Source organism: Collinsella aerofaciens (genome assembly GCF_020709435.1).
Taxonomy (GTDB): domain Bacteria; phylum Actinomycetota; class Coriobacteriia; order Coriobacteriales; family Coriobacteriaceae; genus Collinsella; species Collinsella aerofaciens_AU.
Map to the genome: position 1 here is coordinate 1 of NZ_JAJFDP010000020.1, position 25,709 is coordinate 25,709.

20 protein-coding genes are annotated in these 25,709 nt (G+C 58.0%); 14 read left to right on the top strand and 6 right to left on the bottom strand.

The window, feature by feature from the left end; translation table 11 throughout:
* Positions 1–381 precede the first annotated feature (381 nt).
* On the bottom strand, positions 382–1,185 hold the full coding sequence (locus LK493_RS10310) for a LuxR C-terminal-related transcriptional regulator (protein ID WP_271736885.1): 804 nt from the start codon (positions 1,183–1,185) through the stop codon (positions 382–384).
* 178 nt (positions 1,186–1,363) lie between these two features.
* Between LK493_RS10310 and aguA the strand changes: the two genes are divergently transcribed.
* Together aguA and LK493_RS09045 are read left to right on the top strand one after the other, a co-directional pair.
* Positions 1,364–2,485 (top strand): agmatine deiminase, encoded by a 1,122-nt coding sequence (aguA, locus tag LK493_RS09040; RefSeq protein WP_161155974.1) that lies wholly within the window; start codon positions 1,364–1,366, stop codon positions 2,483–2,485.
* 160 nt (positions 2,486–2,645) lie between these two features.
* Positions 2,646–2,816 (top strand): hypothetical protein, encoded by a 171-nt coding sequence (locus LK493_RS09045; RefSeq protein ID WP_158554607.1) that lies wholly within the window; start codon positions 2,646–2,648, stop codon positions 2,814–2,816.
* Positions 2,817–3,431: 615 nt separating this feature from the next.
* Here LK493_RS09045 and LK493_RS09050 read toward each other — a convergent pair.
* The 5 genes from LK493_RS09050 to LK493_RS09070 all read right to left on the bottom strand — a co-directional run bounded on the left by LK493_RS09050 (position 3,432) and on the right by LK493_RS09070 (position 10,565).
* Entirely contained in the window at positions 3,432–4,082 is a 651-nt protein-coding gene (locus LK493_RS09050) for a GNAT family N-acetyltransferase (protein ID WP_117806742.1), read from the bottom strand.
* 476 nt (positions 4,083–4,558) lie between these two features.
* Complete coding sequence (locus LK493_RS09055; RefSeq protein ID WP_227790799.1) at positions 4,559–5,590, bottom strand: 3-deoxy-7-phosphoheptulonate synthase; 1,032 nt, start codon at positions 5,588–5,590, stop codon at positions 4,559–4,561.
* A 306-nt stretch (positions 5,591–5,896) separates the two neighbouring features.
* Positions 5,897–7,753, bottom strand: a complete 1,857-nt coding sequence (locus tag LK493_RS09060; protein ID WP_227790800.1) for an ABC transporter ATP-binding protein — start codon at positions 7,751–7,753, stop codon at positions 5,897–5,899.
* Complete coding sequence (locus LK493_RS09065) at positions 7,753–10,119, bottom strand: ABC transporter ATP-binding protein (protein ID WP_227790801.1); 2,367 nt, start codon at positions 10,117–10,119, stop codon at positions 7,753–7,755. Before LK493_RS09065 ends, LK493_RS09060 begins: the two co-directional genes overlap by 1 nt.
* Entirely contained in the window at positions 10,116–10,565 is a 450-nt protein-coding gene (locus tag LK493_RS09070; protein WP_227790802.1) for a MarR family winged helix-turn-helix transcriptional regulator, read from the bottom strand. Before LK493_RS09070 ends, LK493_RS09065 begins: the two co-directional genes overlap by 4 nt.
* A gap of 251 nt (positions 10,566–10,816) precedes the next feature.
* Here LK493_RS09070 and LK493_RS09075 point away from each other — a divergent pair, with 251 nt between their 5' ends.
* The 12 genes from LK493_RS09075 (at position 10,817) to mtnN (ending at position 25,671) form a co-directional block, all read left to right on the top strand.
* A complete protein-coding gene (locus tag LK493_RS09075; RefSeq protein WP_006234857.1) occupies positions 10,817–11,566 on the top strand; it encodes an SDR family NAD(P)-dependent oxidoreductase in 750 nt (249 codons plus the stop codon).
* Between the two features lie 108 nt (positions 11,567–11,674).
* Positions 11,675–12,691, top strand: coding sequence for a 2-keto-3-deoxygluconate permease (locus LK493_RS09080; protein ID WP_227790803.1), 1,017 nt, complete (start codon positions 11,675–11,677; stop codon positions 12,689–12,691).
* A gap of 466 nt (positions 12,692–13,157) precedes the next feature.
* Entirely contained in the window at positions 13,158–15,209 is a 2,052-nt protein-coding gene (gene pflB / locus LK493_RS09085; protein WP_055310750.1) for a formate C-acetyltransferase, read from the top strand.
* Positions 15,210–15,294: 85 nt separating this feature from the next.
* A complete protein-coding gene (gene grcA3, locus LK493_RS09090) occupies positions 15,295–15,546 on the top strand; it encodes an autonomous glycyl radical cofactor GrcA3 (protein ID WP_117583521.1) in 252 nt (83 codons plus the stop codon).
* A 303-nt stretch (positions 15,547–15,849) separates the two neighbouring features.
* A complete protein-coding gene (locus LK493_RS09095) occupies positions 15,850–16,860 on the top strand; it encodes a LacI family DNA-binding transcriptional regulator (protein WP_225093894.1) in 1,011 nt (336 codons plus the stop codon).
* A gap of 184 nt (positions 16,861–17,044) precedes the next feature.
* Positions 17,045–18,427: a family 43 glycosylhydrolase gene (locus LK493_RS09100; protein WP_117746634.1), complete on the top strand. Its 1,383-nt coding sequence runs from the start codon at positions 17,045–17,047 to the stop codon at positions 18,425–18,427.
* Between the two features lie 45 nt (positions 18,428–18,472).
* Entirely contained in the window at positions 18,473–19,924 is a 1,452-nt protein-coding gene (locus LK493_RS09105; protein WP_052044095.1) for a PTS transporter subunit EIIC, read from the top strand.
* Positions 19,925–20,025: 101 nt separating this feature from the next.
* A complete protein-coding gene (locus LK493_RS09110) occupies positions 20,026–21,468 on the top strand; it encodes a glycoside hydrolase family 32 protein (RefSeq protein WP_117746633.1) in 1,443 nt (480 codons plus the stop codon).
* 276 nt (positions 21,469–21,744) lie between these two features.
* Complete coding sequence (locus LK493_RS09115; RefSeq protein ID WP_117746632.1) at positions 21,745–22,599, top strand: DegV family protein; 855 nt, start codon at positions 21,745–21,747, stop codon at positions 22,597–22,599.
* A gap of 186 nt (positions 22,600–22,785) precedes the next feature.
* On the top strand, positions 22,786–23,604 hold the full coding sequence (gene pflA, locus LK493_RS09120; protein WP_227790804.1) for a pyruvate formate-lyase-activating protein: 819 nt from the start codon (positions 22,786–22,788) through the stop codon (positions 23,602–23,604).
* A gap of 129 nt (positions 23,605–23,733) precedes the next feature.
* Positions 23,734–24,852, top strand: coding sequence for a serine hydrolase (locus LK493_RS09125; protein WP_227790805.1), 1,119 nt, complete (start codon positions 23,734–23,736; stop codon positions 24,850–24,852).
* 78 nt (positions 24,853–24,930) lie between these two features.
* Positions 24,931–25,671 carry a 5'-methylthioadenosine/S-adenosylhomocysteine nucleosidase gene (gene mtnN / locus LK493_RS09130; protein WP_227790806.1) on the top strand — a complete coding sequence of 247 codons (741 nt, stop codon included), beginning with the start codon at positions 24,931–24,933 and terminating at the stop codon, positions 25,669–25,671.
* The last annotated feature ends 38 nt before the right edge of the window (positions 25,672–25,709 follow it).

Sequence of the window (25,709 nt, forward strand, 5' to 3'; positions counted from 1 at the left end):
GACAGGTCGGATTTGAGGACGGCCGAAGAGGCGTCAGCAGGTCAGTGGGTCATCGTCCCGGCGTTCAGCATCAGGGTAGCGCTGCGACGCGGAAATCGCGCGCCGTTGCCGCGCCCCCGCAGTGCCCGCTTCCCCCAAGGACAATTATCAGTGCAGGTCAGAGCTGTGGCGTTTTGGGGCGTGCTTGACCTCCTGCAAAAAGCCTACTCACTTGGTTTTTCTGCTAGAAGACCGCCGCGAGGGAAGGCAGCTCCCTCGCGGCGGCTGACATTTGCCCAGATAAAACCTGCCAAAATAAACCTGTCTACTCTTTGAGCCAGAGCCGACACTAATTCAAATGGCGAAATCAAAGGGCGTTCTCTGCATGGAGGGCGCCCTTTTTTATCGCGGGATGTTTTGCGTGGCAGTCATGAGGCCCAGGCGGTTGCTGACGCCGAGCTTGCGATAGATGGCGTTGACATGCTTCTTGACGGTTGACTCGCTTATGAATAGCTCGTTTGCCATCTGTTTGTTCGTTTTGCCGTCGAGCATGAGCCGCATGACTTCGGCTTCGCGCGGTTGGATATTGTGTTCTGTAATGAAAGCATTTAGCTGGTTTGTGTCTTCTGTCTGGGTGAGTTTAATGCCCCGAGGATAGAGGTTGGCGAGCGCGAGGCTCGCGTGCCGAGCGACTTCGAGCAGGATTGCGAGCTCGGTGTCGGTGAAGTCTCCGGCCGTGCGTTCACGAAACAGGGTGATGCTTCCTAGCGGGCTGTCGTTGTGCGCGAGCGTGGCCGTACAGCCAAAGTAGACGCCCTGCGGTTCCATCCATTTGCGATAGATGGGCGTGGCATCGCGTCGCTCGACGTCGACGAGGTCGAGGTCGCGGTAGACGCCGACCTTATGTAAGTCAAAGCTCCATGTTGTATAGTCCATCGCGGCGTAGCGGTTGTAGTAGTCGCTCAGTGCGCGGTCGTCCATTCCGCTGCTTGCGGGGTGGACGTAGCGTGGGGCATCACTGCCCGCTGCCTCGATCAGGTCGAACATGGCGATCCGATGGGGCACGAGCCCTGTCGTTCCCTCGAGGGTCTCCTTTTGCAGCTTATCGACACCGTGTGATGCGTGGATTGCAAGCGCGAGCTCGTTGAGAGCAGTCCAGGTCGTACTGTCCAACTCAATAGTCTGCTGATTATTGCATGGGGGCATAGGGCATCCTTTCCATTGTGGAACCCAGTATGTCATGTTCTCGGCCTGAATAGAACTTTAGGTCAGCGAATGGTATACCGTCGGTCGCTGAAAGGGGCTCGAGGGACCATTGAGAACATCTCGGTGCGGCCGCATCATGGTCTCGTCAAGCAAAAGCACCGAGATTTAGGAGCTTGAAATGAAGACCATTTACGAGAGCGAGTCTACGCCAAAGAAGGACGGATTCTACATGCCCGGCGAGTACGAAGAGCAGGAGCGCACCTGGATTTTGTGGCCGCATCGCTCGGATGTGTGGCGCTGTGGTGCCAAGCCGGCGCAAAAGGTCTTTACCGAGATTATTAAGACCGTTGCACGTTTTCAGCCCATCACTGTGGGCGTCAACACTGAAGACTTCCCCGCGGTGTGTGAGATCTTCGACGGCGTTGAGAACGTGCGCGTTATCCACATGGAGTACAACGACAGCTGGATTCGCGACCCCGGCCCGGCGTTTCTTGTCAACGACAAGGGGGACGTGGCACTCTCGCACTTCCACTTTAATGCTTACGGCGGTTTCATTGACGGCCTGTATTTCCCGTGGGACAAGGACGCTTCCATTGGCCTGCAGGTGGCACAGCTCGAGCAGGTTAACCGCTATCGTCCCGAGGATTATATCCTCGAGGGTGGCTCGTTTAACTGCGACGGCCAGGGCACCGTGGTGACCACCGAGATGTGCCTGCTCAATGAGGACCGCAACCCCCAGTACACCAAGGAGCAGATCGAGGAGAAGCTTGCCGAGTACCTGGGCATCGAGAAGGTCATTTGGATCAAGGATGGCATCGACCCGTTTGAGACCAACGGGCACGTGGACGACGTCGCATGCTTTAGTGCGCCCGGCGAGGTCTGCTGCATGTGGACCGATGATCCCAACCATAAGTTCTACAAGGAGTGCCAAGAGGCGTATAAGACGCTTTCCGAGACGACGGATGCCCGTGGCCGCAAGCTCAAGATCCACAAGGTGATTATGCCTGCGACCTCGGTATATATGACCGAGGAGGAGGCCAGCACGATTGACCCCGTCGAGGGCGTGCTGCCGCGTACCCCCGAGGATGCTTTCGAGCCGAGCTACCTCAACTTCCTGCCCATCAACGGCGCAGTGCTTGTACCGCAGTTCGGCGATCCCAATGACGCCCAGGCGCTCAAGGATATCCAGGCTGCTTATCCGGACCGTGAAGTCATCGGTATCATGACTCGCGAGGTTATCTACGGCGGCGGCAACATCCACTGCATCACCCAGCAGCAGCCCAAGGCGCGCTGTAAATAGCAGTTCCATGGTGAACAGTGCTTGATTGTCCGCACGCGAAAGTCCGCCGACTTCAATGGTCGGCGGACTTTTTGTGTGGTGGTTTCAGCTGAACGGCGGGCCGTGCGGCTTGGGTGTGCGGGCACACAATCTGGGGAAACCAAACAGATTGGGGCCTTATATGATCGACTCGAAGGGAAACGTGCGACCCGAGGGCATGTTTAACAGGGCGTACCTGGCCCCCGAAGCCCAGCGCGCATACGATACGCTGCTCGAGTGCGTGCTCAACGGGCAGAAGGGTTGCGAGGCTTCGGCGCATGCGGGCATGGATACCATCAAGGCGCTCGTATAGCTTTACGCTTTCGGATGTGACACATAGGACTGCGTGCGCCGCTCCCGGCTATATTGCCCCCGAGGTGCTTCAACTCATGGAGATAGCCGGCATCAGCGATTTCGAGAGCTTGGCAGCGTCCACGAATGCCCCCGTGTTTACGCCACAGACGGATGACTTTGGACTCGCGGTCCATATCTTTAAGATGCTTAACCGCGGAATACACCCATACGCTTCTGGTGAGCTGGACTTGGACATATTTGACCTGGACGACGATGACATTCCGCCTGCACCATTGATAAACAGCTGCGTGTGTAATGGGCACAGCCCGTTTGTGGGGACGTTGGTCGGATACGTTGTCCCAAAGTACGCTCTTGAGCTCGATGATTTTAGCGGCACTATGGGCGAGGCACTCCGTCGATCGCTGTATGGCAGGGCGGAGGAGCGTCTTGACGCACGCACATGGGCGCGCCTGCTCGACCGCTATCTATCCGAGACAGTTGTGTGCAAGCGTGGCCATCTCCACCACTCGTTACAGCACGAATGCCCTTGCTGCCGAGGAGAGCGCGCCTTGTTGACTCGTCTTGGTTGATGGTTTGGGCCGTCTTGTAGAAAGCCCGTGAGGCGACATGCAAGTTAATCCTGCGTGTCGCCTCCGTACATATAGACGATAAATCCGTCGCCGGTGTCCTGGCTGTGATCCTCCAAGATGCGCTTCATGTTGAGGTGCTCGTAGAACTGCCAGTCGGAGTTGCAGTCGCTCATCAGGAAGAATTTGGTGCACCCGGCTTTGGCGAGTTCGGCGCGCGCAAGGTCGATGAGCGCACGGCCGAGCCCCTTGCCCTGCCATTCGGGCACGATGATGATCAGGTTGAGCTGGCCTTGGGCATATTCGTTGCCCGTGGCGGCAAAGCGGTCGGCTGTTGCCTTCTCGCGGCTATCGCCAAAGAGCGAGCCTTCGAGCTTGGCATCGGCGGTCTTTGCCATCTCGGTTGCCTGGACGAACATCTCGTTGTAGCAGGGCTCCCACGTGGGATTGGTGCGTGGTTTGCCGTCTTCGAAGATACCGATGCAGCAAGCGGCGATGATGCGGCCTTCAGCTTCGGCAACGAGCGCGATGGGGGAGCGCTGCAGCTGCATGGCGATGTTAAAGCGCGCACAGAAATCGGCGGCTTCGACGTCGCCTCGGTTGCGCAGCGTGTTGCACCACAGCTGGTTGTAGATGGCGGCGATGCCGGCCAGGTCATCGAGCGTGGCGGCACGCAGAGTTACGTTGTCAAGGCTCATGGGGGCTCCTTCCAAGTTGGGTCAGGCCACCCCTGAGTGTGACATGGACGCAGGACGGCCGCATCGACCATTCGGCAGGCGAGCCTCGAATCCTCGGGGACGGAGGGTCCTAAGAAGGAATGAGGGCGGATTTTCGGACACTTGCTCGATGAGAGTGGATAATCTCCCACTTTTAGCGCTGGTATAGGCCAAAAACGGGAGATTATCCACTCTCATTCTGGGTAGTCGTTGGGGACGTTCTTAAACGACCAGTCATTAAAGAACGTCCCCAATGACTACCCCAAGGAACATCCCAAACTGCCGGCAGAAAAGGAACGTCCCTAACTGCCGCATCCGGAGTAAGACAACGCCGCAGGTAGAGGACGGACAGCGAGCGGGCCGCATTTGAGACAAGGTGACGTGAAACGAAAGGGCGCTGACCTTCTGGTCGCGCCCTTGAAGTTGAACGTCAGATTGTCCAAATGCGGCCCGCGTAACTAAACCCGCTCCGCGATCTCGTGGATGAGGTAGTCGGTCTTTTCCCAGCCCAGGCACGGGTCGGTGATCGACTTGCCAAAGACACCGCCGTCGACCGGCTGGTTGCCGTCCTCCAGGTAGGACTCGATCATAAAGCCCTTGACCAGCTTGGAGATGGACTCGTTGCGGCGGCAGCTGTCGAGCACCTCCTTGCAAATGCGATACTGCTCCAGCGGACGCTTGCCCGAGTTGTCGTGGTTGCAGTCGATGACCGCTGCCGGATTGGCATAGCCGGCGTGCTCGGTGTAGCGCTCGGCCAGGCGCTCGAGGTGCTCGTAGTGGTAGTTGGGGTAGGTGCGGCCATCGAGGCCGATGTAACCACGCATAACGGCGTGCGCGAGCGGATTGCCGTCGCACTCGACCTCCCAGTTGCGGAAGATGAAGCTCTGGTGCGCCTGCGCGGCGTAAATGGAGTTGAGCATAACGGTGGTAGAGCCGGCAGTGGGATTCTTCATGCCAACGGGTACCGAAATGCCGCTCGACACCAGGCGATGCTCCTGGTTTTCGACCGAGCGTGCGCCCACGGCAACATAGCTCAGCAGGTCAACGAGGTATTGGTAGTTGGACGGATAGAGCATCTCGTCGGCGGTGAAGAAGCCCGTTTCCTCAATAACGCGCAGGTGCATATGGCGGATGGCCTTGACGCCCTCGAGCAGATCGTCGGGAGCCTCGGGGTTGGGGTTGTGCAGCAGGCCCTTGTAGCCGGTGCCCTTGGTGCGCGGCTTGTTGGTGTAGACGCGCGGAATGATGATGAGCTTGTCCTTGACCTCCTCGGCGGTCTTGGCCAGTCGGTTCATATACTCAAGCACTGAATCTTCGCGGTCGGCAGAGCACGGGCCGATGATGAGCACCTTGCGTGCGTCCTCGCCGGTAAAGACTTTGGCGACCTCGGTGTCAAATGCCTGCTTTTTGGCGGTAAGCTCGGCAGAAAGCGGCATTTCCTCGCGGATCTCCATGGGGATCGGCAACTTGCGTTTGAATTCCATGGCCATAGGGGCCTCCTCAATCTATAGAAAGAGCAATAAGCGTATTGTCGAGTGTCCGGAATTATCCGCTGTCGCACGCTAAAGTGCAAGCCCTTGTCACCCCGAAACCTGCCAAAAAGGGACAGGTTTATTTTGGCAGGTTTTATCTGGGGAAACGTCAGCTGGACCTGGAATGGAATGATGCCACGGGGCTTGGAGTGGGCTGTCAATCAGGTCACAGGGGAGGCGGTTCGAGGGCCGCAAAATAAAAGCGGGGGCACAGGTTGTCCTGCGCCCCCGTTCTCGGGCGTCATTCGTTCCCTGCGGCCGAATCTACGCCGCCTCGTCAAACTGCGAGTTGTACAGGTCGGCGTAGAAGCCGTCTTGGGCGAGCAGCTCGTCGTGCGTGCCCTTCTCGACGATGTCGCCGTCGCGAATTACCAAGATCACGTCGGCGTTGCGTATCGTGGACAGGCGGTGCGCGATGACAAAGCTGGTACGGCCCTGCATCAGCGCATCCATGGCGCGCTGGATGAGCTCCTCGGTGCGGGTATCGACGTTGGAGGTCGCTTCGTCCAGAATCAGCGCCGGGCGGTCGGCCAAAATGGCACGGGCGATGGTCACGAGCTGGCGCTGACCCTGCGATAGGTTAGTGCCCTCCTCGTTAATCATAAAGTCGTAGCCGCCGGCGAGCGTATGGATAAAGTGATCGCAGCGTGCGGCGCGTGCTGCGGCCTCGACCTCGGCATCGCTTGCATCGGGGCGTCCGTAGCGGATGTTCTCGCGGATGGTGCCGTTAAACAGCCACGTATCCTGCAGCACCATGGCAAACTCGCCGCGCAGCGCCGCGCGGTCCCAGTCGCGCACGTCGACGCCCTCGACGCGCAGCGAACCGCCGTCCACGTCGTAGAAGCGCTGCAGCAGCTTGATGAGCGTGGTCTTGCCGGCGCCGGTGGGGCCGACGATGGCGATGGTCTGGCCGGGCTGCGCCTCGCAGCTAAAGTCGTGGATGATGGTCTTGTCGGGCGTGTAGCCAAACTTGACATGGTCAAACTCCACGTGACCGGGGCGCTTTTCGGGAATCTGCGCGTCGGCCTTCTGCTCCTCCTCGGGCGCGGCCAGGAACTCAAAGACGCGCTCGGTGGCAGCGGCCATCGATTGCATCGTGTTGCTCACGTTGCCCAGCTGCTGCACGGGTTGCGTAAAGTTGCGAACGTACTGGATAAAGCTCTGGATGTCGCCGGGCGTGGCATTACCGGTCAGCGCGAGCTGCGCGCCCACCACGACGACGCCCACGTAGCCCATGTTGCCCACCAGGCTCATAAGCGGCATCATCAGGCCCGACAGGAACTGCGAACGCCAGCCACTAATAAAGAGGCGGTCGTTTTGATGGTCGAACTCTTCGATCGAGGCCTCGGCGCGGTCGAACACCTGAATAACGTTCTGGCCGGCAAAATCCTCTTCGATAATGCCGTTGACGGCGCCCAGGACCTGCTGTTGCTCGCGGAAGTACGGCTGCGAGAAGTGAATCATCACGGTCAGGATAATTGCGGCAGCCGGCAGCGTGAGCACGGTGACGCCGGTGAGCGGCAGGCTGATCGACAGCATCATGACGAGCACGCCGATAATCTGCGTCACCGACGTGATGAGCTGTGTCACGCTCTGGTTGAGCGACTGGCCGAGCGTATCGACGTCGTTGGTGATGCGGCTGAGCACGTCGCCCTTGCTGTGGCCGTTGAAGTAGCTCATCGGCACGACGGCAATCTTGGCGACGATCTCCTTGCGCATGCGGTAGCAGATCTTTTGCGTGACGCCGGTCATGAGCCAGCCCTGGATGAGGCTGCAAACAGAGCTTGCCAGATACAGGCAGAGCAAAAAGCCGAGCGTCTTGGCGATCCAGGCAAAGTCAACGTCGCCCGTACCGTTGACCTTGGCGACCAGGCCTTCGAATAGCTTGGTCGTAACCTGGCCGAGCACCTTGGGTCCCACAATGTTAAAGACGACCGAGCACACGGCAAAGGCGACGGCGGCAAGCACGGCAATCTTGTGCTGGCCGATATAGCCGAGCAGCTGCCTCATGGTGCCCTTAAAGTCCTTGGCCTTTTCGCCGCGACGCATGCCACCCATGCGGCCCATGGGACCACGCTGGCGGGTGGACTTGGGAATCTGAGTCTTGGTCTCGTCTGCCATTAGTGCTCGCCTCCTTCCATAACGGCTGCAATTTCTTCTTGGGTGAGCCCCAGCTCCTCGGCGGAAAGCTGCGACTGTGCGATCTCCAGGTACGCCGGGCAGCTGCGCAGCAGCTCCTCGTGCGTGCCGGTGCCCACTACGTGGCCGTCGTCGAGCACGATGATCTGGTCGGCGTGCATGATGGTCGCGATGCGCTGGGCCACGACCACGAGCGCGGCGTCGGTAACGTTTTTGGCCAGCTCCTCGCGTAGGCGCGCGTCGGTCTTGTAGTCGAGGGCACTAAACGAGTCATCGAACACCACGACCTCGGGCTTTTTGGCCAACGCGCGGGCGATGGCCAGACGCTGGCGCTGACCACCCGAAACATTGGAGCCGCCCTGGCTGATAGGGGAGTCGTACCCGTCCTCGCGCTCGGCGATAAAGTCCTCCGCCTGGGCGACGCGTGCTGCCTGGCGCATATCCTCGTCACTCACCATGTCGCCGGCAAACTTGAGGTTGCTCTCGACGGTACCCGAGAATAGACGACCCTGCTGCGGAATATAACCGATGCGGCGGCGCAGCTCGGAAAGTGTCATGTCGCGCACATCGATGCCGTCGAGCGAAATGCTGCCGCCCGTGACGTCGTACAGGCGCGGAATCAGCTGCACGAGCGTGGACTTGCCCGAGCCCGTGGAGCCAATGATGCCGAGCATCTGACCGGCATGCGTGGTGAAGTTCACACCGCTAATGACGTCGGCGCGGGCATCGGGGTACTGGAAGCTCACGTCGCGGAAGGTGAGCTCACCGCGCGGCGAGCTGGCCGCGGGCAGTTTGGGCGAGGCAGGGTCGTTGATGCTCGTGGGGCAGGTGATGACCTCATCTACGCGCTCGGCTGCGACCTCGGCACGGGGCAGGATGACCGAAACCATGGTGAGGATCATAAACGCCATGACGATCTGCATGGTGTAGGAGATAAACGCCATCATGTTGCCGACCTGCATCACGCCGTCGGACACGCCCTGCGCGCCAAACCAGACGATAAGCACGGTGATGCAGTTCATGACGAGCATCATGAGCGGCATCATAAAGCTCATGGCTCGGTTGGTGTAGAGCTGCGTGGTCATCAGGTCGAGCGACGCCTTGTCAAAACGTTCGAGCTCATGTTCCTCGCGGTTGAACGAGCGGATGGGCATAAGGCCGTCGAGCAGCTCGCGGGCGGTAAGGTTCACGCGGTCAACAAAGCTTTGCATCTTTTTGAACTTGGGCATGGTGAGGCCCATGAGCACGCCGACAACGGCCGAAACCGCGATGATGGCCACGGCGATGGTCCACTCCAGGCCGGTGTGGTTGGCCAGGACGCGCATGACGGCGACGATGCCCATGACGGGGGCCATCAGGCACATGCGGATAAACAGGGTTGCGGCCATCTGGATCTGCTGAATGTCGTTGGTGCAGCGGGTGATGAGCGAGGCCTGGCTAAACTTGCCCACCTCGGCCGGCGAGAAGTGCATAACCTTGTTGAAGGTCTCGCGGCGCAGGTCGCGGGCGATGGAGCAGGCGGTGCGCGAAGCCACGGCACCGGTCAGGATGGTGGCGACGAGCGACACCAGGCACAGACCAAACATCGTGGTCGCCATGCGGCCCAGGTAGGCGTTCTGCACGTCGGCGGGGTCGATGCCCTGCGCCTTGTACTCGTCTTGCACATAGCTCACGGCGCGTTGGGTCACGATGGAGCCCGACATGGAGCCCATTTTGTCTGCCATATCGTTGGCGCCCTCGACGAGCTTGCCCTGGTCGATTAGGCCGCCTTCAACGCCTAGACGCAGGCTCTTCATGGTGATCTTGCCACCGTCGGCATCAATCTGTTTTTGCATGTTCTGCGCCGCAGCGGCCTTCTGCTGCATCTCGGCGAGTTGCTCGGGCGTCATCGCCGCCATCTGCTCGGGCGTGGGCATGGCCTGGGCGCCGCTGTTGTCTTTTTCACCGGACGTGCCCATCATGTCGCCCATGGAGTTGGCGTCAATGCCCTGGTTGAACGAAAGGACGACAGTCTCGGGGAGGCTCATGATGTCGGCAATCTTGCCGCCGTCGGCGCGCTTCTCCTCGGTGCCCTTGTACGTTCGAATGCCGTTATTGTCCGCCTTGCCAAACACGGCCTCCACAGCTTTGGCGTCCTTGGTGCTCATAAAGAGTTCGAGGTCGTCGAGCGATTCGGCGCGGATGGTGTCGGGCACGGGCGACGCGATGCCGCCTTGCTGTACACCCACGTCGACGATGTCGCTCATATAGGTAGGCAGCGCCAGATCGGCGTTGCAGCTGATTACGATAAGTACGATAGCCGCGAACAGTGCCAGGATATGTTTTTTAAAGAGCTTGAGAATCCTCACTTGGCATCTCTCCTTTCTTGATTGCGGTCGATAATTTCGTTGGCACGTCTAAGAAGGCGCACCATCTCTTGGGTATCTGTTTCGCCAAGCTCCTCGAGGAAGGCCGCGGTGCGGTCCTCGAATTCCCGACGTTTGATTTCGATAACCTGGAATCCTTTGTCGGTCACCGTGACGTGTACGCGACGACGGTCGGTCTTTGAGTGCTCGCGCTCGACCCAACCCTTGGCCTCGAGGGCGCGCAGGATATTGGCGATACGGGCGCTCGAGACCCAGGCACGATCGGCGAGTTCGCTCGGCGTGAGCGAGCCGCCGGCGCGCATGAGGGCGCGCATGACGGCCATCTCGCCACCCAGAGCCTGGTCGGCAAAGCGCGAAACGCGCTGGTGCATGCTGCCAAACTCGGTAAAGAGCTGACGCCCAAGCTCATGGAAATCGGTATCTTCCACCGAAAACCCCTAACACTAGAAACTATTTTCGGTGGAAGATGATACCCTCATACGCGGGCCTCATACAGTGGCAATATAAAGAGCGCATAAAGACTTAAAATCATTCAATTGCTGAAGCGTTTTAAAGAACTATCATGCACGCGGTTAGGCGAGGGGTTGTCACCACCATGACGACTGGGACTCATATAATCGCCACGTGCGATGCTCCAACTTCCCGCGAGGAGACACCTTATATAAAGGGGGATGGAGTCATGGCATTTGACTTCACGGGCAAGACCGCGATTGTCACGGGCGGCACTCAGGGCATTGGCCTCGAGATCGCCAAGGGCATCGTCGCGGGCGGCGGACATGTCGCGCTCATCGCAAGGAACGCTGCTAAGGGCGAGGCCGCGGTGGCCGAGCTTGGCGAGGGCAACAAGTTCTATCAGCTCGATGTCGCTGATGCACCCAAGGCGCGCGAGACTGTCGAGCAGATTTTTACGGACCTGCCTCAAACCAATATCCTGATTAACTGTGCTGGCGTCATCAGCACCAAGAAGTTCGACGAGATCGATGACACCGAGTGGCGTCGCACCATCGACATCAACCTCAACGGTACCTTTACCATGATGAATGCCGTGTACCCGCACTTTAAGGCGGCCCATGCCGGCACTATTGTCAACGTGAGTTCCGTTGCGGGCAAGATCGGTGGCGGCCTGCTCGGCACCGCGGCTTACGCGAGCTCCAAGGCCGGTGTTAACGGTCTAACCAAGGCAGTCGCCAAGGAAGGCGGCAAGTTTGGCGTTCGCTGCAACGCTGTATGCCCGTCGCTCACGTTGACCGATATGACCTCGATTCTCTCTGACGAGAACTCTCAGCGTATCATCAACGGTATTCCTCTGGGCCGCGCCGCCCAGGCCAGCGAGCCTGCGCAGATGGTACTGTTCTTCGCTTCCGACCTCGCCAGCTTCGTGAACGGCGAGATCGGTGACTGCGACGGCGGCATCGTCCTGGACGGGTAATACCCCGCGGTGATCGTTTGGCGGCGACCCTGGCGACTCGGGGTTGTCGCCTTCTTTCTGACATAGGCGCGTGCGGCTACGATTCGCATGCATCCAAAGGAGATATATATGAGTGAATCGACTGCGGTGGAGGCGCCGGCGGCAAAGGAGCCGTTCTTTAAGATGTCCTCCATCCCGGGCGCCAATATCTTGGTGCCGCTTCTGTTGGGCTGCCTGCTCAACACGCTATTCCCCGACCTGTTCAAAACGCTCGGTAGCTTTACGCTTGGCATGACCCAGCAGGGTGCAGGCCCGCTCGTGGGCGCTTTTTTGCTCATCGTCGGTACGACGATTTCGTTTAAGAGTGCTCCTGCCGCCGCTGCCCGCGGCGCCATCATCATCGCCGTCAAGCAGATCGTGGTCGTTGCCGTGTCGCTGCTCATCCTTTATGTGTTCAACGACAACCTGTTTGGCATCTCTGCCATGGTGATGCTGGCGGCTTGCACCGGCGCCAACAACGCTATGTACGCTGGTCTGATGGGCACCATGGGCAACGAGGCCGAGCGTGGCGCTGTCGCAATCACCACGCTCGTTGTCGGCCCTCCGGTCACGATGATCGTGCTCGGCGCTGCCGGCCAAGCTCCGATTGGCTGGTCGCTTGTGGGTGCCATCCTGCCGATCGTCGTCGGCATTATTCTGGGTAACCTCTTCCCGAGCTTTAAGAAGATGATGGCACCGGCACTTTCCGCCGTCATCGTGCTCGTCTTCTTTGCCATGGGCTCGACCATGACCTTTGGCCAGCTCATTAATGGCGGTCTTCCCGGTATTCTGCTCGGCGTGATCTGCTCGGTGGTCTTTGCAATTCCCGTTATCGCGGTCGATAAGCTCACGGGCGGCACGGGTGTCGCAGGTGCGGCCATTTCGAGCTGCGCCGGAGCCAATGTGGCCACACCTGCTGCCATGGCAAGCGTCAACGAGGCCATGTACGGCGGTGCGGTGCTCGCGACGGCTACGGCACAGGTTGCTGCCTGTGCAATCGTGACGGCTATTTTGACCCCGCTGGTCACCAGCTGGTGCTACAAGCATTTTGAGGGCCAGCAGAGCAACGGCAAGGCAACGACCGACAAGGCCTCCGCAGCCGCCTAATGCTAAACGGTAATCAAAGCTAAAAACTAGCTACGCCACAGGGCGGCCACGGGGGATCCCGTGGCCGCCCTGCAGTTTCTGTAGGGTCTTTGGGACACTTTACCATGCTAAAGCTGGCATAACAGCTAGAGCGAACGTCGTACAAAGGCAAGGAAAAATAACATACAAATCGGTGAACGGTAGTTGTTTGCACTCGCATTTCCTGCGGATTTGTAAAAAACGCCATTATGATATAAAAAAAGAAACATATAACAGCCCAGATGGAGAGGGTCGCTATGTTATCCTTCTCAGACGGATGAAATCTTGGGTTTTGGGTTGTAGTTCCAAGGTGGACAAACGTTTTCCCTGCACCAACGTGTGGTGAAGAACGGAAGAAGCCGGTAGTGCAAGCCGAAAATTCAAGAATTCAATAAGCAGCGGTGTGAGAGAGCGCCGCATAACACGTAACTAGGAGCGTGGTTACACAATGCAGGAGGCATGGGAAGGCTTCAAGGAAGGCATTTGGACGGGAGAGGTTGACGTCCGAGACTTCATCCAGAAGAACTACACCCCCTACGAGGGCGACGAGTCGTTCCTCGCCGGCCCGACCGAGCGTACCAAGGAGCTGTGGGGCGAGGTTCTCGACCTGCTGCTTAAGGAGCGCGAGCAGGGCGGTGTCCTCGATATGGACACCAAGACCGTTACGGGTATCGTGAGCCACCCCGCTGGCTACATCGATAACGCCCACCGCGAGAAGGAGACCATCGTCGGTCTCCAGACTGACAAGCCGCTCAAGCGCGCGCTGCACGTCAACGGCGGTATCCGCATCGCTTGCCAGGCTGCCAGCCAGCACGGCTATAAGGTCGACGAGAACGTTGTCGAGCGCTACACCTTCGAGCGTAAGACCCACAACGCTGGCGTCTTCGATGTTTACACCCCCGAGATGCGTGCTTGCCGCTCGGCTCACATCATCACCGGTCTGCCCGATGGCTATGGCCGCGGCCGCATCATCGGCGACTACCGTCGTGTTGCCCTGTACGGCGTCGACTACCTGATCAAGGACAAGGAGGCCCAGAAGGCTTCCACCCCGACGGTCATGACCGCCGACAACATCCGCGATCGTGAGGAACTGCAGGAGCAGATCCGCGCCCTCGGCGAGCTCAAGATGATGGCCGAGACCTATGGTTTCGACATTTCCAACCCTGCTACCAACACGCAGGAGGCCATCCAGTGGATGTACTTCGCCTACCTCGCTGCCGTCAAGGAGCAGAACGGCGCCGCTATGTCCATCGGCCGTACCTCTACGTTCATCGACATCTACGCTGAGCGCGACCTTGCCAACGGTACCTTCACCGAGGAGCAGATCCAGGAGTTCGTGGATCACTTCATCATGAAGCTTCGCATGGTCAAGTTTGCCCGTACCCCCGAGTACCAGGCCCTGTTCACCGGCGATCCGCAGTGGGTCACCGAGTCCATCGGCGGCATGGGTGTTGACGGCCGTACGCTCGTTACCAAGATGAGCTACCGCTACCTGCACACGCTCGAGAACATGGGCACCAGCCCCGAGCCCAACATGACCGTTCTGTGGTCGACCCGTCTGCCCGAGAACTTCAAGAAGTTCTGCGCCAAGACTTCTGTCGCCAGCTCCTCGATCCAGTACGAGAACGATGACCTCATGCGCGTTTACCACGGCGACGACTACGGCATCGCCTGCTGCGTGTCCTCCATGCGCATCGGCAAGGAGATGCAGTTCTTCGGCGCCCGCGCCAACCTGGCCAAGTGCCTGCTCTACGCACTCAACGGCGGTGTTGACGAGGTCTCCAAGAAGCAGGTCGGCCCCAAGTATCGCGCCGTCGAGGGCGATACGCTCGATTACGACGACGTTGTGGCCAAGTACAACGACATGATGAAGTGGCTCGCTGGCGTGTACGTCAACTCGCTGAACATCATTCACTACATGCACGACAAGTACTGCTACGAGCGCATCCAGATGGCCCTGCACGACAAGCACGTGCACCGCTGGTTCGCTACGGGCATCGCTGGCCTTTCCGTCGTGGCTGACTCCCTGTCCGCCATCAAGTACGCCAAGGTCCACCCCGTCCGTGATGAGAACGGCATCATCGTCGACTTCGAGACCGAGGGCGAGTTCCCCAAGTACGGTAACGACGACGACCGCGTCGACCAGATCGCTCACGACGTTGTGCACCAGTTCATGGAGTACATCCGCATGAACGACACCTACCGCAACTCCGTGCCCACGACCTCGGTTCTGACCATTACCTCCAACGTCGTGTACGGTAAGAAGACCGGCTCCACGCCCGACGGCCGCAAGGCTGGCCAGCCGTTCGCCCCGGGTGCTAACCCCATGCACAAGCGCGATAGCCATGGCGCCATCGCTTCGCTGTCTTCGGTTTCCAAGCTCCCGTTCCGCGATGCTCAGGACGGCATCTCCAACACCTTCTCCATCATCCCGAGTGCGCTCGGCAAGGAGGACCAGGTGTTCTTTGGCGATATCGACCTTGATCAGCTGGGCGAGTAACTATTGTTAGTGCTATACTAACAATAACGATTACTGATTAGCGCGCCGGTTTCGGCCGGCGCCTATTAATCGAAGGAGACACATTATGAAGGTTTCTGAAGTTTCCGAGACCCAGGCCGATAACCTGGTCCACATGCTCGACGCTTACGCCGAGAAGGGTGGCCACCACCTGAACATCAACGTTTTCAACCGTGAGACGCTGCTCGACGCTCAGGCTCACCCCGAGAAGTACCCGCAGCTGACCATCCGCGTTTCCGGCTATGCCGTGAACTTCCACACGCTCACCAAGGAGCAGCAGGACGAGGTCATTTCGCGTACCTTCCACGACAAGTTCTAAAGGGGTTTAACTCCCGCAGGATCGCCGGGCCGGTTTTGGGTTATTTCCCAAAACGTCCTCGGACATGCAAAGAGGCTCCGCTGCGCGCGTTGCGCGGCGGAGCCTCTTTGCGTCCTGCGGGATGTTTTGGGAAATAACCCAAAACCGGCCATGTGGGGTCCTTTGGAGTCACCCTTTAGGCGGAACTCTCCTAATTATTTGGATGAGTCGTTTACTTACTTGTACTGTTACCGTCTTCCCGCTCTTGTTGGGGTATGCTTTGTTCGTATGTAAACGTATGACATGTTGATGGGGGAGGGTGCTATGGCTCGCGAGAGTGCTCGTTCTAAGGATACGGCTAAGCCTGGCATCAAGGAAGTTGCGGCGGTGGCGGGGGTTTCGCCTACTACGGTATCTCGCGTGCTTAATAATCGCGGCTATATTAGCCAAGAGACCCGCGATAAGGTCCATGCCGCGATGAAGCGCATCAACTATACGCCCAACGATATCGCCCGTGCCATGCTCAACGGTCGCCTGAATCTTATCGGTATGATCGTCCCCTATGTCAGCAGTCCGTTTCATGCCCAAGTGGTTCAAGTCATTGAGCATACCCTGGCCGAAAACGGTTTTAAGATGCTGCTGTGCAATAGCGCCAATCGACCCGAGCTTGAGCGCTCTTATATCGACATGCTTCGACGCAATATGGTTGATGGCGTCATCGTCAACTCGCTTAATATCGGTGCCGAGGCGTATGCCGAGATGGGCTTGAGTCTGGTTGGTATCGACTGCGACCTTGGCGAAGCCTCTGTTCAGATTGCGAGCGACAGCTATAGCATCGGCGAACTTGCCACGCGTCGCCTGATCGATGACGGATGTTCACGCATCCTGTGCCTGCGCAGCAATAGCCGCATGCGCATGCCTGCCAATAAGCGTACCGATGCCTACCTCGATGTTGTTGAGCAGGCCGGTTTGCCCGCGCTTGTCCGTGAGGTTGAGTTCGTTAAGCCCGACGACGAAAAGAGCGCGGTCGTTGCGAAGATCCTCGATGAGAACCCCGATATTGACGGCATCTTTGCGGGAGACGACACGATGGCGGCTATCTGTCTTAACGTGATGAAGCAGCGCGGCTTGAGCGCTCCGGGCGATATTAAGGTCGTGGGCGCGGATGGTGCCCGCCGCACTATGACGTTTATGCCTGACTTAACAACCGTACGCCAAGATATCGATCGCATCGGAGAGCTCGCGGCGCAATCCATCATTGCTCTTATTAACGGCGAAAAGCCCGAATCGAATATCAAGCTCCCCGTTGAACTCATTGAGGGTAAAACCGCGTAGTTCATCCCGTGCCAAAAGAATTCCTCAAACACCTCTGATGACCGTTCGCCGGCATATGTCAACCGTTTGCCGACGACTGGAACTGCGAAAAGACGTATTGGTGTGAAAACGTTTGACATATGAAAACGATTGACATATCTTGCAGTTGTACCGAGTTAGTATCTCGTGAGAAAGGAAGTCTCGGATGCACAAGGTGTATTACCAGCCTGAGGGAATTTGGGTAGGCGACATCATGCCGTACGGCGAGGACGGCACGTTCTATCTCTATCATCAGCGTGACACGCGAAACCCCGGACCTTTCGGAGAGCCGTTTGGCTGGGCACTCGCGACAACCAAGGACTTCGTCAATTACAAAGACTTTGGCGAGAGCCTTGAGCGTGGCGGCGACGAGGAAGTCGACCAGTATGTTTATGCCGGCACGGTGTTTAAGGTGGGCGACAAGTACCATGCGCTCTACACTGGTTGCAATCGCGATAAGGTCAAGGCACGCTTGATGAAGCAGGTTCTTCTTCACGCAACGAGTGACGACGCCGTCAAGTGGGAGAAGAACATCGCCGAGACGCTGCTTCCGCCCCAGGAGGGTTACGATGACCGCAACTGGCGCGATCCCTTTGTGCTTTGGGATGAGGAGAACGAAGAGTACATGCTCATCCTCGGCACGCGTGTGGGCGAGGACAAGCGTCTGATGACCGGTCGTCTGGTCAAGTTCACTTCCAAGGACCTGGATACCTGGGAGTTCCAGGGCGACTGGTGGAATCCGGGCCTGTACACCATGTTCGAGATGCCTGATCTCTTTAAGATGGGCGACTGGTGGTATCTGGTGTTCTCCGAGTACAGTGATGGCAACAAGACCCGTTACCGCATGTCTCGCTCTATCAACGGTCCTTGGATCACTCCTGCGGACGATTCCTTCGATGGCCGCGCGTACTATGCCGCGCGTACCGCATTTGATGGTGAGCGCCGCGTTCTCTTTGGTTGGGTTCCTACGCGTGACGAGGGCGGTGACCCCAGCTCTTACCTGTGGGGTGGCACCTTTATGCCCCTCGAGATCGTTCAGCGTGCCGACGGAACGCTCGGCACCAAGCTCCCCGACAGCATGCTTGGCGCCTTTGGCGAGGGCAAGGCTGTCGAGACCTTTGAGCTTTCCTGCGAGTCGGGCAAGGTCGAGCAGGTGCTCGCCGCGGATGCCGGCTCCACCTACTTGCTCGATGCCGACATTGAGCTCGGCGGTAACGCTGCCGGCTTCTCGGTCAAGTTCGCCGAGGACGCCGAGACTGGTCTTGCCTATGAGTTCCGCGCCAACCTGCGCGAGGGCAAGCTCGAGTTCACGCCGGCTCCCCAGTACCCGTGGTTCCAGGTCAACAACATGGGCCTCGAGCGTCCGTTGTTCTTTAAGGGCGAGGGCACTCACCATGTGCGTCTGGTCGTCGACGACGACATCGCGACCATCTTTGTCGATGATGTTGCGCTCAACGCTCGCTTCTGCAACAAGCAGGGCCAGGGTGTGGCGCTTACCGTCACCGACGGTGCGCTCAAGTGCGCAAACGCAACGATCGCGTCTCTGTAGCGGCAACGAACCGTTTTATGATTTAGAAAAGGAATGGAGAGGAACATGGACTACAAGGCAGTGTCCCAGCAAGTCGTCGACAACGTCGGCGGACTGGAGAACATCGAGGGCGCCACGCATTGCGTGACCCGTCTGCGTCTGGTGCTCAAGGATACGAGCAAATACAACAAGGCCGAGCTCGAGAACATCGATGGCGTCAAGGGCGTGCTGTACAACAGCGGCCAGCTCATGATCATCTTCGGTACCGGTACCGTCAACAAGGTTTACGATGAGTTTATGGCTCTGACGGGCGTTAAGGAGATCAGTGCTTCCGAGGTCAAGGGCGCCGAGGCGGACAAGAAGGGCAAGTTCTTCTCGGTCCTCAAGGTATTCTCGGACATCTTTATCCCCATCATTCCCGCCTTCGTCGGCGCTGCAATCATCATCGGCCTTAAGTCGCTGATCGTTGCCAACGGCCTCTTTGGCATGGAGGGCAGCCTCGCCGATCACAGCGAGTTCCTCAAGAACCTCGCAAGCTTCTTTGCCATTATCGCCACCACGTTCGACTACCTGCCTGTCCTGGTTATGTACAGCGCGGTCAAGCGTTTTGGCGGTAACCCGATCCTGGGCATCCTCGTCGGTATCGTCATGGTTCACCCGAGCCTTATGAACCGCAACACGTTCGTTATGGACCCGACGGGTGCTGAGTACTGGAACTTCGGTCCGCTATCCATTCCCATGGTTGCTTTCCAGGGCGGTGTGTTCCCCGCAATCCTGACTGCCTGGTTTATGGCCAAGGTCGAGAAGATTGCCCAGAAGTACATCCCCGAGGTCGTTTCGTTCGTCTTTGTCCCGACCGTTACCCTGATTCTTGCTAACGTTGCCCTGTTCACCGTGTTCGGCCCGCTCGGCAACCTGATCGGTGACGTCCTCGCCGGCGTAATCGATATCCTGTACAACAGGATGGGCGTCTTTGGTGCCTTTGTCTTCGCCGCGTTCCTGCAGCCGCTCGTCGTTACCGGTACGCATCAGTTCATCCAGGGTATCGAGGCAAACCTTGTTGCCACGACTGGCTTCAACTACATCCAGGCCATCTGGTCGGTTTCCATCATCGCCCAGGGCGGCGGCGCCATCGGTATGTACCTCATTCACAAGAAGCACTCCAAAGAGCGCAACATCTGCATGTCGTCCTTTATCCCGACGCTGGTCGGAATCTCCGAGCCCGCTATCTTTGCTGCAAACATGCGCTATTCGATCATTCCGTTCATCTGCGCATGCATCGGTGCAGGCTGCGGCGGTGCCTTCGTCAAGCTCTTTGAGGTGCGCGCTATCGGTCAGGGTCTGACCGGCGTGCTTGGCCTGCTCATCGTCACGCCCGAGACCCTCGTGTGGTATGTGGCTGGCAATCTCATCGCCTTTATCGTGCCGATCGTCTTGATCTTTGCCTACAACAAGGCAAAGGGCGTGCCGACCACCGATGAAGAGGGCGCTGGCGCTGGCTTCGACGTTAGCTTCTAGTTGAGCCGTTCAGTGTAATCTGAGGATAAGTCCATTTGAGGAAGGGCGTTCGACTCGTGTGAGTCGAGCGTCCTTCCCCATAGACGAGAAAGTCAACGGCGATGTTAAATCAAAAAAACAAGGTGACACGCGCGGACTATGAGCAGTGGCGTGTCGGACAGGATGAGACGGCGGCTCGCATCGCGTCCGACCCCGATAGGCTTCTGTTCCATGTGGAGCCTGAGCTTGGCTGGCTCAACGACCCCAACGGTTTGGTTCAGATTGGTGATACGTATCACATCTATCATCAATACGATCCGTTCGATGCTGCGCATGGCGGTCCAGTGCTTTGGAACCATCTGACGACAAAGGATTTTGTGACGTACGAGAATCACGGCCCCGTGCTGTTCCCCGATTCCGATTTGGATTCGAGCGGAGCGTATTCTGGTTCTGCCTTTGTACGTGATGGCAAGATTCACTACTTCTATACCGGCAACGTCAAGCATTTTGACCGCGATGATTACGACTACGTGTTGACGGGCCGTGAGCAAAACCAGATTCATATGGTTGCCGAGAATCCCGACGAATTGGGCGAGAAGCGCATGGCTGTTGGACCAGTCGATTACCCCGACGATATCGGTACGCACGTGCGCGACCCCAAGATCCTTGAGCACGATGGTATCTACTACATGGTTCTGGGCGCTCGTACGAAAGACGACCGTGGCTGCGTGCTTGTCTATACTTCGCGTGATTTAGGGGTCTGGAGCTATGCGACGCGCATTGAGCTGGGCGAGAAGTTTGGCTTTATGTGGGAGTGCCCTGATCTGTTTGAGCTTGATGGCGAGCTTATTCTCGTTTGCTGTCCGCAGGGTGTGCCTGCCGATGGTTGGCGTTACCGCAATCCGCATCAGTGCGTGTGGTTCCCCATCGAGGCCGATTGGGAGGCGCCGAGCTTTAAAATCGTCGGGAAGGGCATGCCCCCGATGGTCGATGCCGGTTTTGATTTCTATGCTCCGCAGTCCTTTGAGGATGCTGCAGGCCGGCGATTGATGATCGGATGGTCGGGTTGCCCCGATGCGACGGCGGAAAACCCGACGGTGGCGCGCGGGTGGCAGTGCGCGTTGACGGTGCCGCGAGAGCTGAGCATGCGCGATGGTAAGCTCTGCCAGTGGCCGGCGCACGAGATTGAGAGGATGCGCGGCGATTGCGTTCGTGCTGTAGGCGGTGAGACCGTTGAGGAGCCGGGACGCCTGTTTGATGTCGTGGTTTCCTGCGAGGGAGCCAAGATGATCGAGCTCGAAATCCGCAAGGGTGTCTTTGTGCGTTATACGGACGGGATGCTTACCCTCGATATGGGCGACGAAGGCTATGGACGCGACCAGAGGTCGATCGAGCTCGGCGAACTTCGCGACCTGCGCGTGCTTTCGGACACTACGATGGTCGAGATTTTTGCCAACGGTGGCGAGGCGGCACTTACGAGCCGTACCTATTCGCCGGCGGTTCCGGCGATGGAGCTGCACGCCGAGGGTGCGGCGTCGATGGATTTCTACCGCCTCGCTCATTAACCGTGCATGGAGCACGATTGGACTTGTTGGGCGGAATGTGTCGCAGTTGCCGCGGCCAGCTACCGCTTATCGCGTATAGCGACCGTTTGCGGAATAAGTAACACTCCTTAATAAACCGTGTAGAATCTCAGATAAGCACGGAGTTTTCCAGGGAGACGCTGTCCTTTGTTGTGCGCAAGGGGCGGCGTCTCTTTGGCGCTTGGACGCCGTTGTGCAACAGTGCGGCGGCGCGTGTCATGTATTGAAAAGCCAACGTCGAGATGGGTCGTGATAATAATGGGCAAGTACGTAATCGTGGTTGAGTCTGGGTCGGATGTGACGCCGGAGCTCTGCGAGCGCTACGGCATCGTGCGCGTGCCTATGCATGTCACGATTGGTGACGAGACCGTCGAGGACGGCTCGATCGATCCGCTCGAGATTTATTCGCGCTGCAACGAGTTTGGCGTGATGCCCAAGACCAGCGGCTGCGCACCTGCGGATTTTGCTCACGTGTACGACCGCATTCACGCTGAGCAGCCCGACGCGACTATTTTGCATCTTGCATATTCCGAGGCCACGACCTGTTCGCATCAGTCCTCAAAGATTGCGGCCCAGGGGCGCGACTACGTGTTCTCCATGGACACGCGCTTTGTCTCGGTAGGCCAGTCGCTTGTTGTCGTCGAGACCGCCAAATACATCGAGGCTCACCCCGATGCCACCGTCGACGAGATCTTTGCATTTACGAACTCCGTCATGGACCGTGTGCTGCTGGGCTTTGTTCCTACCGACCTAGCCTTTCTTAAGGCGGGCGGTCGTCTGTCCAACGTCGCGTTCCTTGGCGCCCACCTGCTCAAGATTAAGCCCTGCATTGAGGTAACGGGCGGTAAGTTTGTGGCGACCAAGAAGTTCCGCGGCTCTATGCTCAAGTGCGCCCGTGCCTTTATTGACCACATGGTTGCGAAGGGCGAGATCGACTACTCGCATATTGGCCTGGCGTATTCGGTGGGTCTTTCCGAGGAGTTGCGCGACGACATGGAAGTCTATGCACACGATCTTGGCTTTAAGGACGTTACCTGGACTCAGGTCGGCGGCGTCATCTCGAGCCATTGCGGCCCGACCGCCTTCGGCGCGGTGCTTACGCTTAAGGCGTAAGGCCTGGTGTCTATCGATATCTATTGCCTCGGCGGCGGGTGGGTTGTGACAACCTTCCTGCCGCTTTTGTGTGGGGCCAAATAGAACAACCCAATTGACCACTAAACCGTTTCACCATCATGCGTATGGGCTAGAATGGCTCTGGCATTTATGTAACTAAAACCAATGAGAGGCAAGGTAGCGGGAATGGCTGAGATGACGCTCGAGGGTGTGGACGCTCGTCCCGAGGACTCCGCGTTTGCCCTGGGCCGCGTACATTCGATTGAAACGATGGGTACGGTCGACGGACCCGGCATCCGCTTCGTAGTGTTTGTCCAAGGCTGTCCCATGCGCTGTGCGTATTGCCACAATCCCGATACCTGGTCTGTTAACGGCGGCACCATGGTGACAGTCGAGCACCTGATGGACGAGTTCCAGAGCAACCATGAGTTCTATCGCAGCGGCGGCATTACGGTTTCGGGTGGCGAGCCGCTCCTACAGCCTGAGTTTTTGGCCGACCTGTTCCGTGCAATGCACAACAACCCCGATGGCCGCGTGCATACCTGCCTGGATAGCTGTGGCTACGCCTTCGACCCTCAGCATCCCGAGAAGTTCGATGCCGTGCTCAACGAGACCGACATGGTACTGCTCGATATTAAGCATGCCGACCCGGTCGAGCATAAAAAGCTGACCGGTTGTGATCCCGCACGCATCCTGGCGTTTGGCGATGAGCTTGCACGTCGCAAGATTAAGGTCGTTATCCGCCACGTGGTGGTGCCGGGCATTACCGACACGGTGGAGGAGTGCGAGGCACTCGGTCGTCTGATTGCCCCGTGGCATAACGTGGTGGGTCTGGAAATGCTGCCGTATCACACGATGGGCGTCGTCAAGTATGAGCAGCTGGGGATTCCCTATAAGCTTGAGGGCGTTCCACAGATGGATACCGCGCGCATGCCCGAGCTGCGCAATGCCGTTATGACGGGCATGAAAAAGCGCCGCGCGGAACTCAAAAACGCCATCGGCTAGCGTGCCATTTGGATAAATACGCTTGTGGTTTCTTTAAAGACACCTTAAACGCCGCTGAATATCTTTGGAAAGAAATGCCTGCTCGGTATCATACTGCTCGTATATAAACGGTGGCAGTCAGGAGACCACGTGCGAAACATCGCATCGCGGGACGAGTATGTGCCGCAGCATGGCAGCAGATATAAGACGAAGGGCACGTCTTCGCGTGGCCTTGCCGGCGCTCGCATCCGCGTGAGGAAGATTGCCGCCATTGGGATGCTAACGTCGGCGGTTATTATCCTCGGAATTACCGTTAAAACCTACGCCTCGGAGCGAACGGTGCGCCCAGATGCGTCAACGGTACAGCTGCAAAACGAGAAGGTTTCAAAGTCCAAAGCGTCGGCAGATCAAGCTCTGTCGACGGCAGATCTCAAGACGAGACTTTCGAAGGCGGACTTCAACGATATCCCTTCGGGTGATACCGTTCGGACCTTCTCGTTGGTGGATAACAAGACTCCTGCCTTGGAGGATGAGAGCCTTGCCTCGCTCCAGGATGCCCTGTGTCGGGCGCAGGAGCTGGGCGACGTGGGTGTAGTGTTCTACGACCTATCGAGCGGTAGGGGCGTGACGTATAACGCCGATGTCGAGGTGTATGGAGCGAGCAGCTACAAAGCGCTGTATGCGCTCTATATTTGCGAGACGTTGGTCGAATCGGGGCGGGTGTCGCTCGATGGGCCTTTAGCCACGTATGGTGGTTACAGCATGGGCTGGCAGACAGTGCGTGACCTTATCGAGGCCGCGGTCGTCAACTCAGACAACGATTCGTTTATCGCGTTACGCGTGGCGTTTGACCATGATGGCTATGAGGATTGGATTGCCAATCTGGGTGTTGATGACGAAACGGCACTGAATCCGATGAGTGATTTTCCGACCTACTGCCCGCGCACTTCTGCGAGGTTATGGCGTGAGATGAGCGAGTATCTGAGCATGGATACCGAGACTTCACAGTGGTTGTCGGGCCTTCTGGCATCAACATCGCGCTCGTTTATTCGCGATGGCATTGCGGACGAGCAGGTTTTGGTGCGCAACAAGGCAGGCTGGATTAGCGAGGATGGTTACTACTCGACATGCGATGCGGGCCTTATCGACATCGATGGCTGTACCTATGTCATGAGCGTCATGACATCGATGCCATGGAGTGACCGTTCGAACGAGGTTACGGCCGCGATTGCAAAGGCTCTGTTTGATACGCGAGCTGCACTGGCTTAGCGTGTTCGTTTGGCGAGGTCAAACAAAATGCTGGTACCATACCTTGGTTGAGAATTTCGTATAGGTTTGGGGAATGGTATGGCTACCATCGCGATTATCGGTGCGCTCGAAAAAGAGATCATGCAGATTAAGGAAGAGCTGAGCGACGTTTGCGAGGCACGGGAGGCGGGCTTGACCGTTGTGAGCGGTGAGCTCGACGGCCTGACAGTTGTCGCCACAACGGCGGGCATGGGCACGGTGAACGCCGCTGCTGCAACACAGCACCTCATTAGCAAGTATGCTCCGCAGGCTGTTGTGTTTTCGGGCATTGCGGGCGGTTTGAACCCCAAGCTCCATATCGACGACGTGGTCATTGGCAAACGCCTACGCTATCTGGATACCGATACCGCGCTTATCGCCGAGTCCGCACCGGGGCTCGAGGAGTTTGGCTCGACGCCCGCGCTGGTCGATATTGCCGCCGACGTGCTTGCTGAGCGTGGGTTTGTTGACGCTTCGAAAAATGCAGTCGCTTCGAATGAGGGCACCAAGCAGTTCCTGGTCGGCACGATTGCCACGGGTAACCGTTTTGTGACGGGCGCCGCCATGCGCAACGACGCTATCGAGGCGACGCATGCCGATTGTGTCGGCATGGAGGGCGCGGCAATTGCCCATGTCGCAACCAAAAATGGTGTCGATTGCCTGGTGTTGCGCGCTATCAGCGATAATTGTGACGAGGCGTACGATGCAATTTGCGAGCGAGAGTTCGATCTGTTCGAGTACGCGCGTGTCGCAAGTGACATTACGCTCGATATCGTCCGCCGCATTGCCGCTGCGCAATAGCGCGTCTATTTGTAAGAACCTACGACCAAGGAGTGTCC

Coding starts and splice junctions, on each gene's coding strand:
- LK493_RS10310 (WP_271736885.1), bottom strand. CDS start 1,185: ATGCCCCCATGCAATAATCAGCAGACTATTGAGTTGGACAGTACGACC.
- aguA (WP_161155974.1), top strand. CDS start 1,364: ATGAAGACCATTTACGAGAGCGAGTCTACGCCAAAGAAGGACGGATTC.
- LK493_RS09045 (WP_158554607.1), top strand. CDS start 2,646: ATGATCGACTCGAAGGGAAACGTGCGACCCGAGGGCATGTTTAACAGG.
- LK493_RS09050 (WP_117806742.1), bottom strand. CDS start 4,082: ATGAGCCTTGACAACGTAACTCTGCGTGCCGCCACGCTCGATGACCTG.
- LK493_RS09055 (WP_227790799.1), bottom strand. CDS start 5,590: ATGGCCATGGAATTCAAACGCAAGTTGCCGATCCCCATGGAGATCCGC.
- LK493_RS09060 (WP_227790800.1), bottom strand. CDS start 7,753: ATGGCAGACGAGACCAAGACTCAGATTCCCAAGTCCACCCGCCAGCGT.
- LK493_RS09075 (WP_006234857.1), top strand. CDS start 10,817: ATGGCATTTGACTTCACGGGCAAGACCGCGATTGTCACGGGCGGCACT.
- LK493_RS09080 (WP_227790803.1), top strand. CDS start 11,675: ATGAGTGAATCGACTGCGGTGGAGGCGCCGGCGGCAAAGGAGCCGTTC.
- pflB (WP_055310750.1), top strand. CDS start 13,158: ATGCAGGAGGCATGGGAAGGCTTCAAGGAAGGCATTTGGACGGGAGAG.
- grcA3 (WP_117583521.1), top strand. CDS start 15,295: ATGAAGGTTTCTGAAGTTTCCGAGACCCAGGCCGATAACCTGGTCCAC.
- LK493_RS09095 (WP_225093894.1), top strand. CDS start 15,850: ATGGCTCGCGAGAGTGCTCGTTCTAAGGATACGGCTAAGCCTGGCATC.
- LK493_RS09100 (WP_117746634.1), top strand. CDS start 17,045: ATGCACAAGGTGTATTACCAGCCTGAGGGAATTTGGGTAGGCGACATC.
- LK493_RS09105 (WP_052044095.1), top strand. CDS start 18,473: ATGGACTACAAGGCAGTGTCCCAGCAAGTCGTCGACAACGTCGGCGGA.
- LK493_RS09110 (WP_117746633.1), top strand. CDS start 20,026: ATGTTAAATCAAAAAAACAAGGTGACACGCGCGGACTATGAGCAGTGG.
- LK493_RS09115 (WP_117746632.1), top strand. CDS start 21,745: ATGGGCAAGTACGTAATCGTGGTTGAGTCTGGGTCGGATGTGACGCCG.
- pflA (WP_227790804.1), top strand. CDS start 22,786: ATGGCTGAGATGACGCTCGAGGGTGTGGACGCTCGTCCCGAGGACTCC.
- mtnN (WP_227790806.1), top strand. CDS start 24,931: ATGGCTACCATCGCGATTATCGGTGCGCTCGAAAAAGAGATCATGCAG.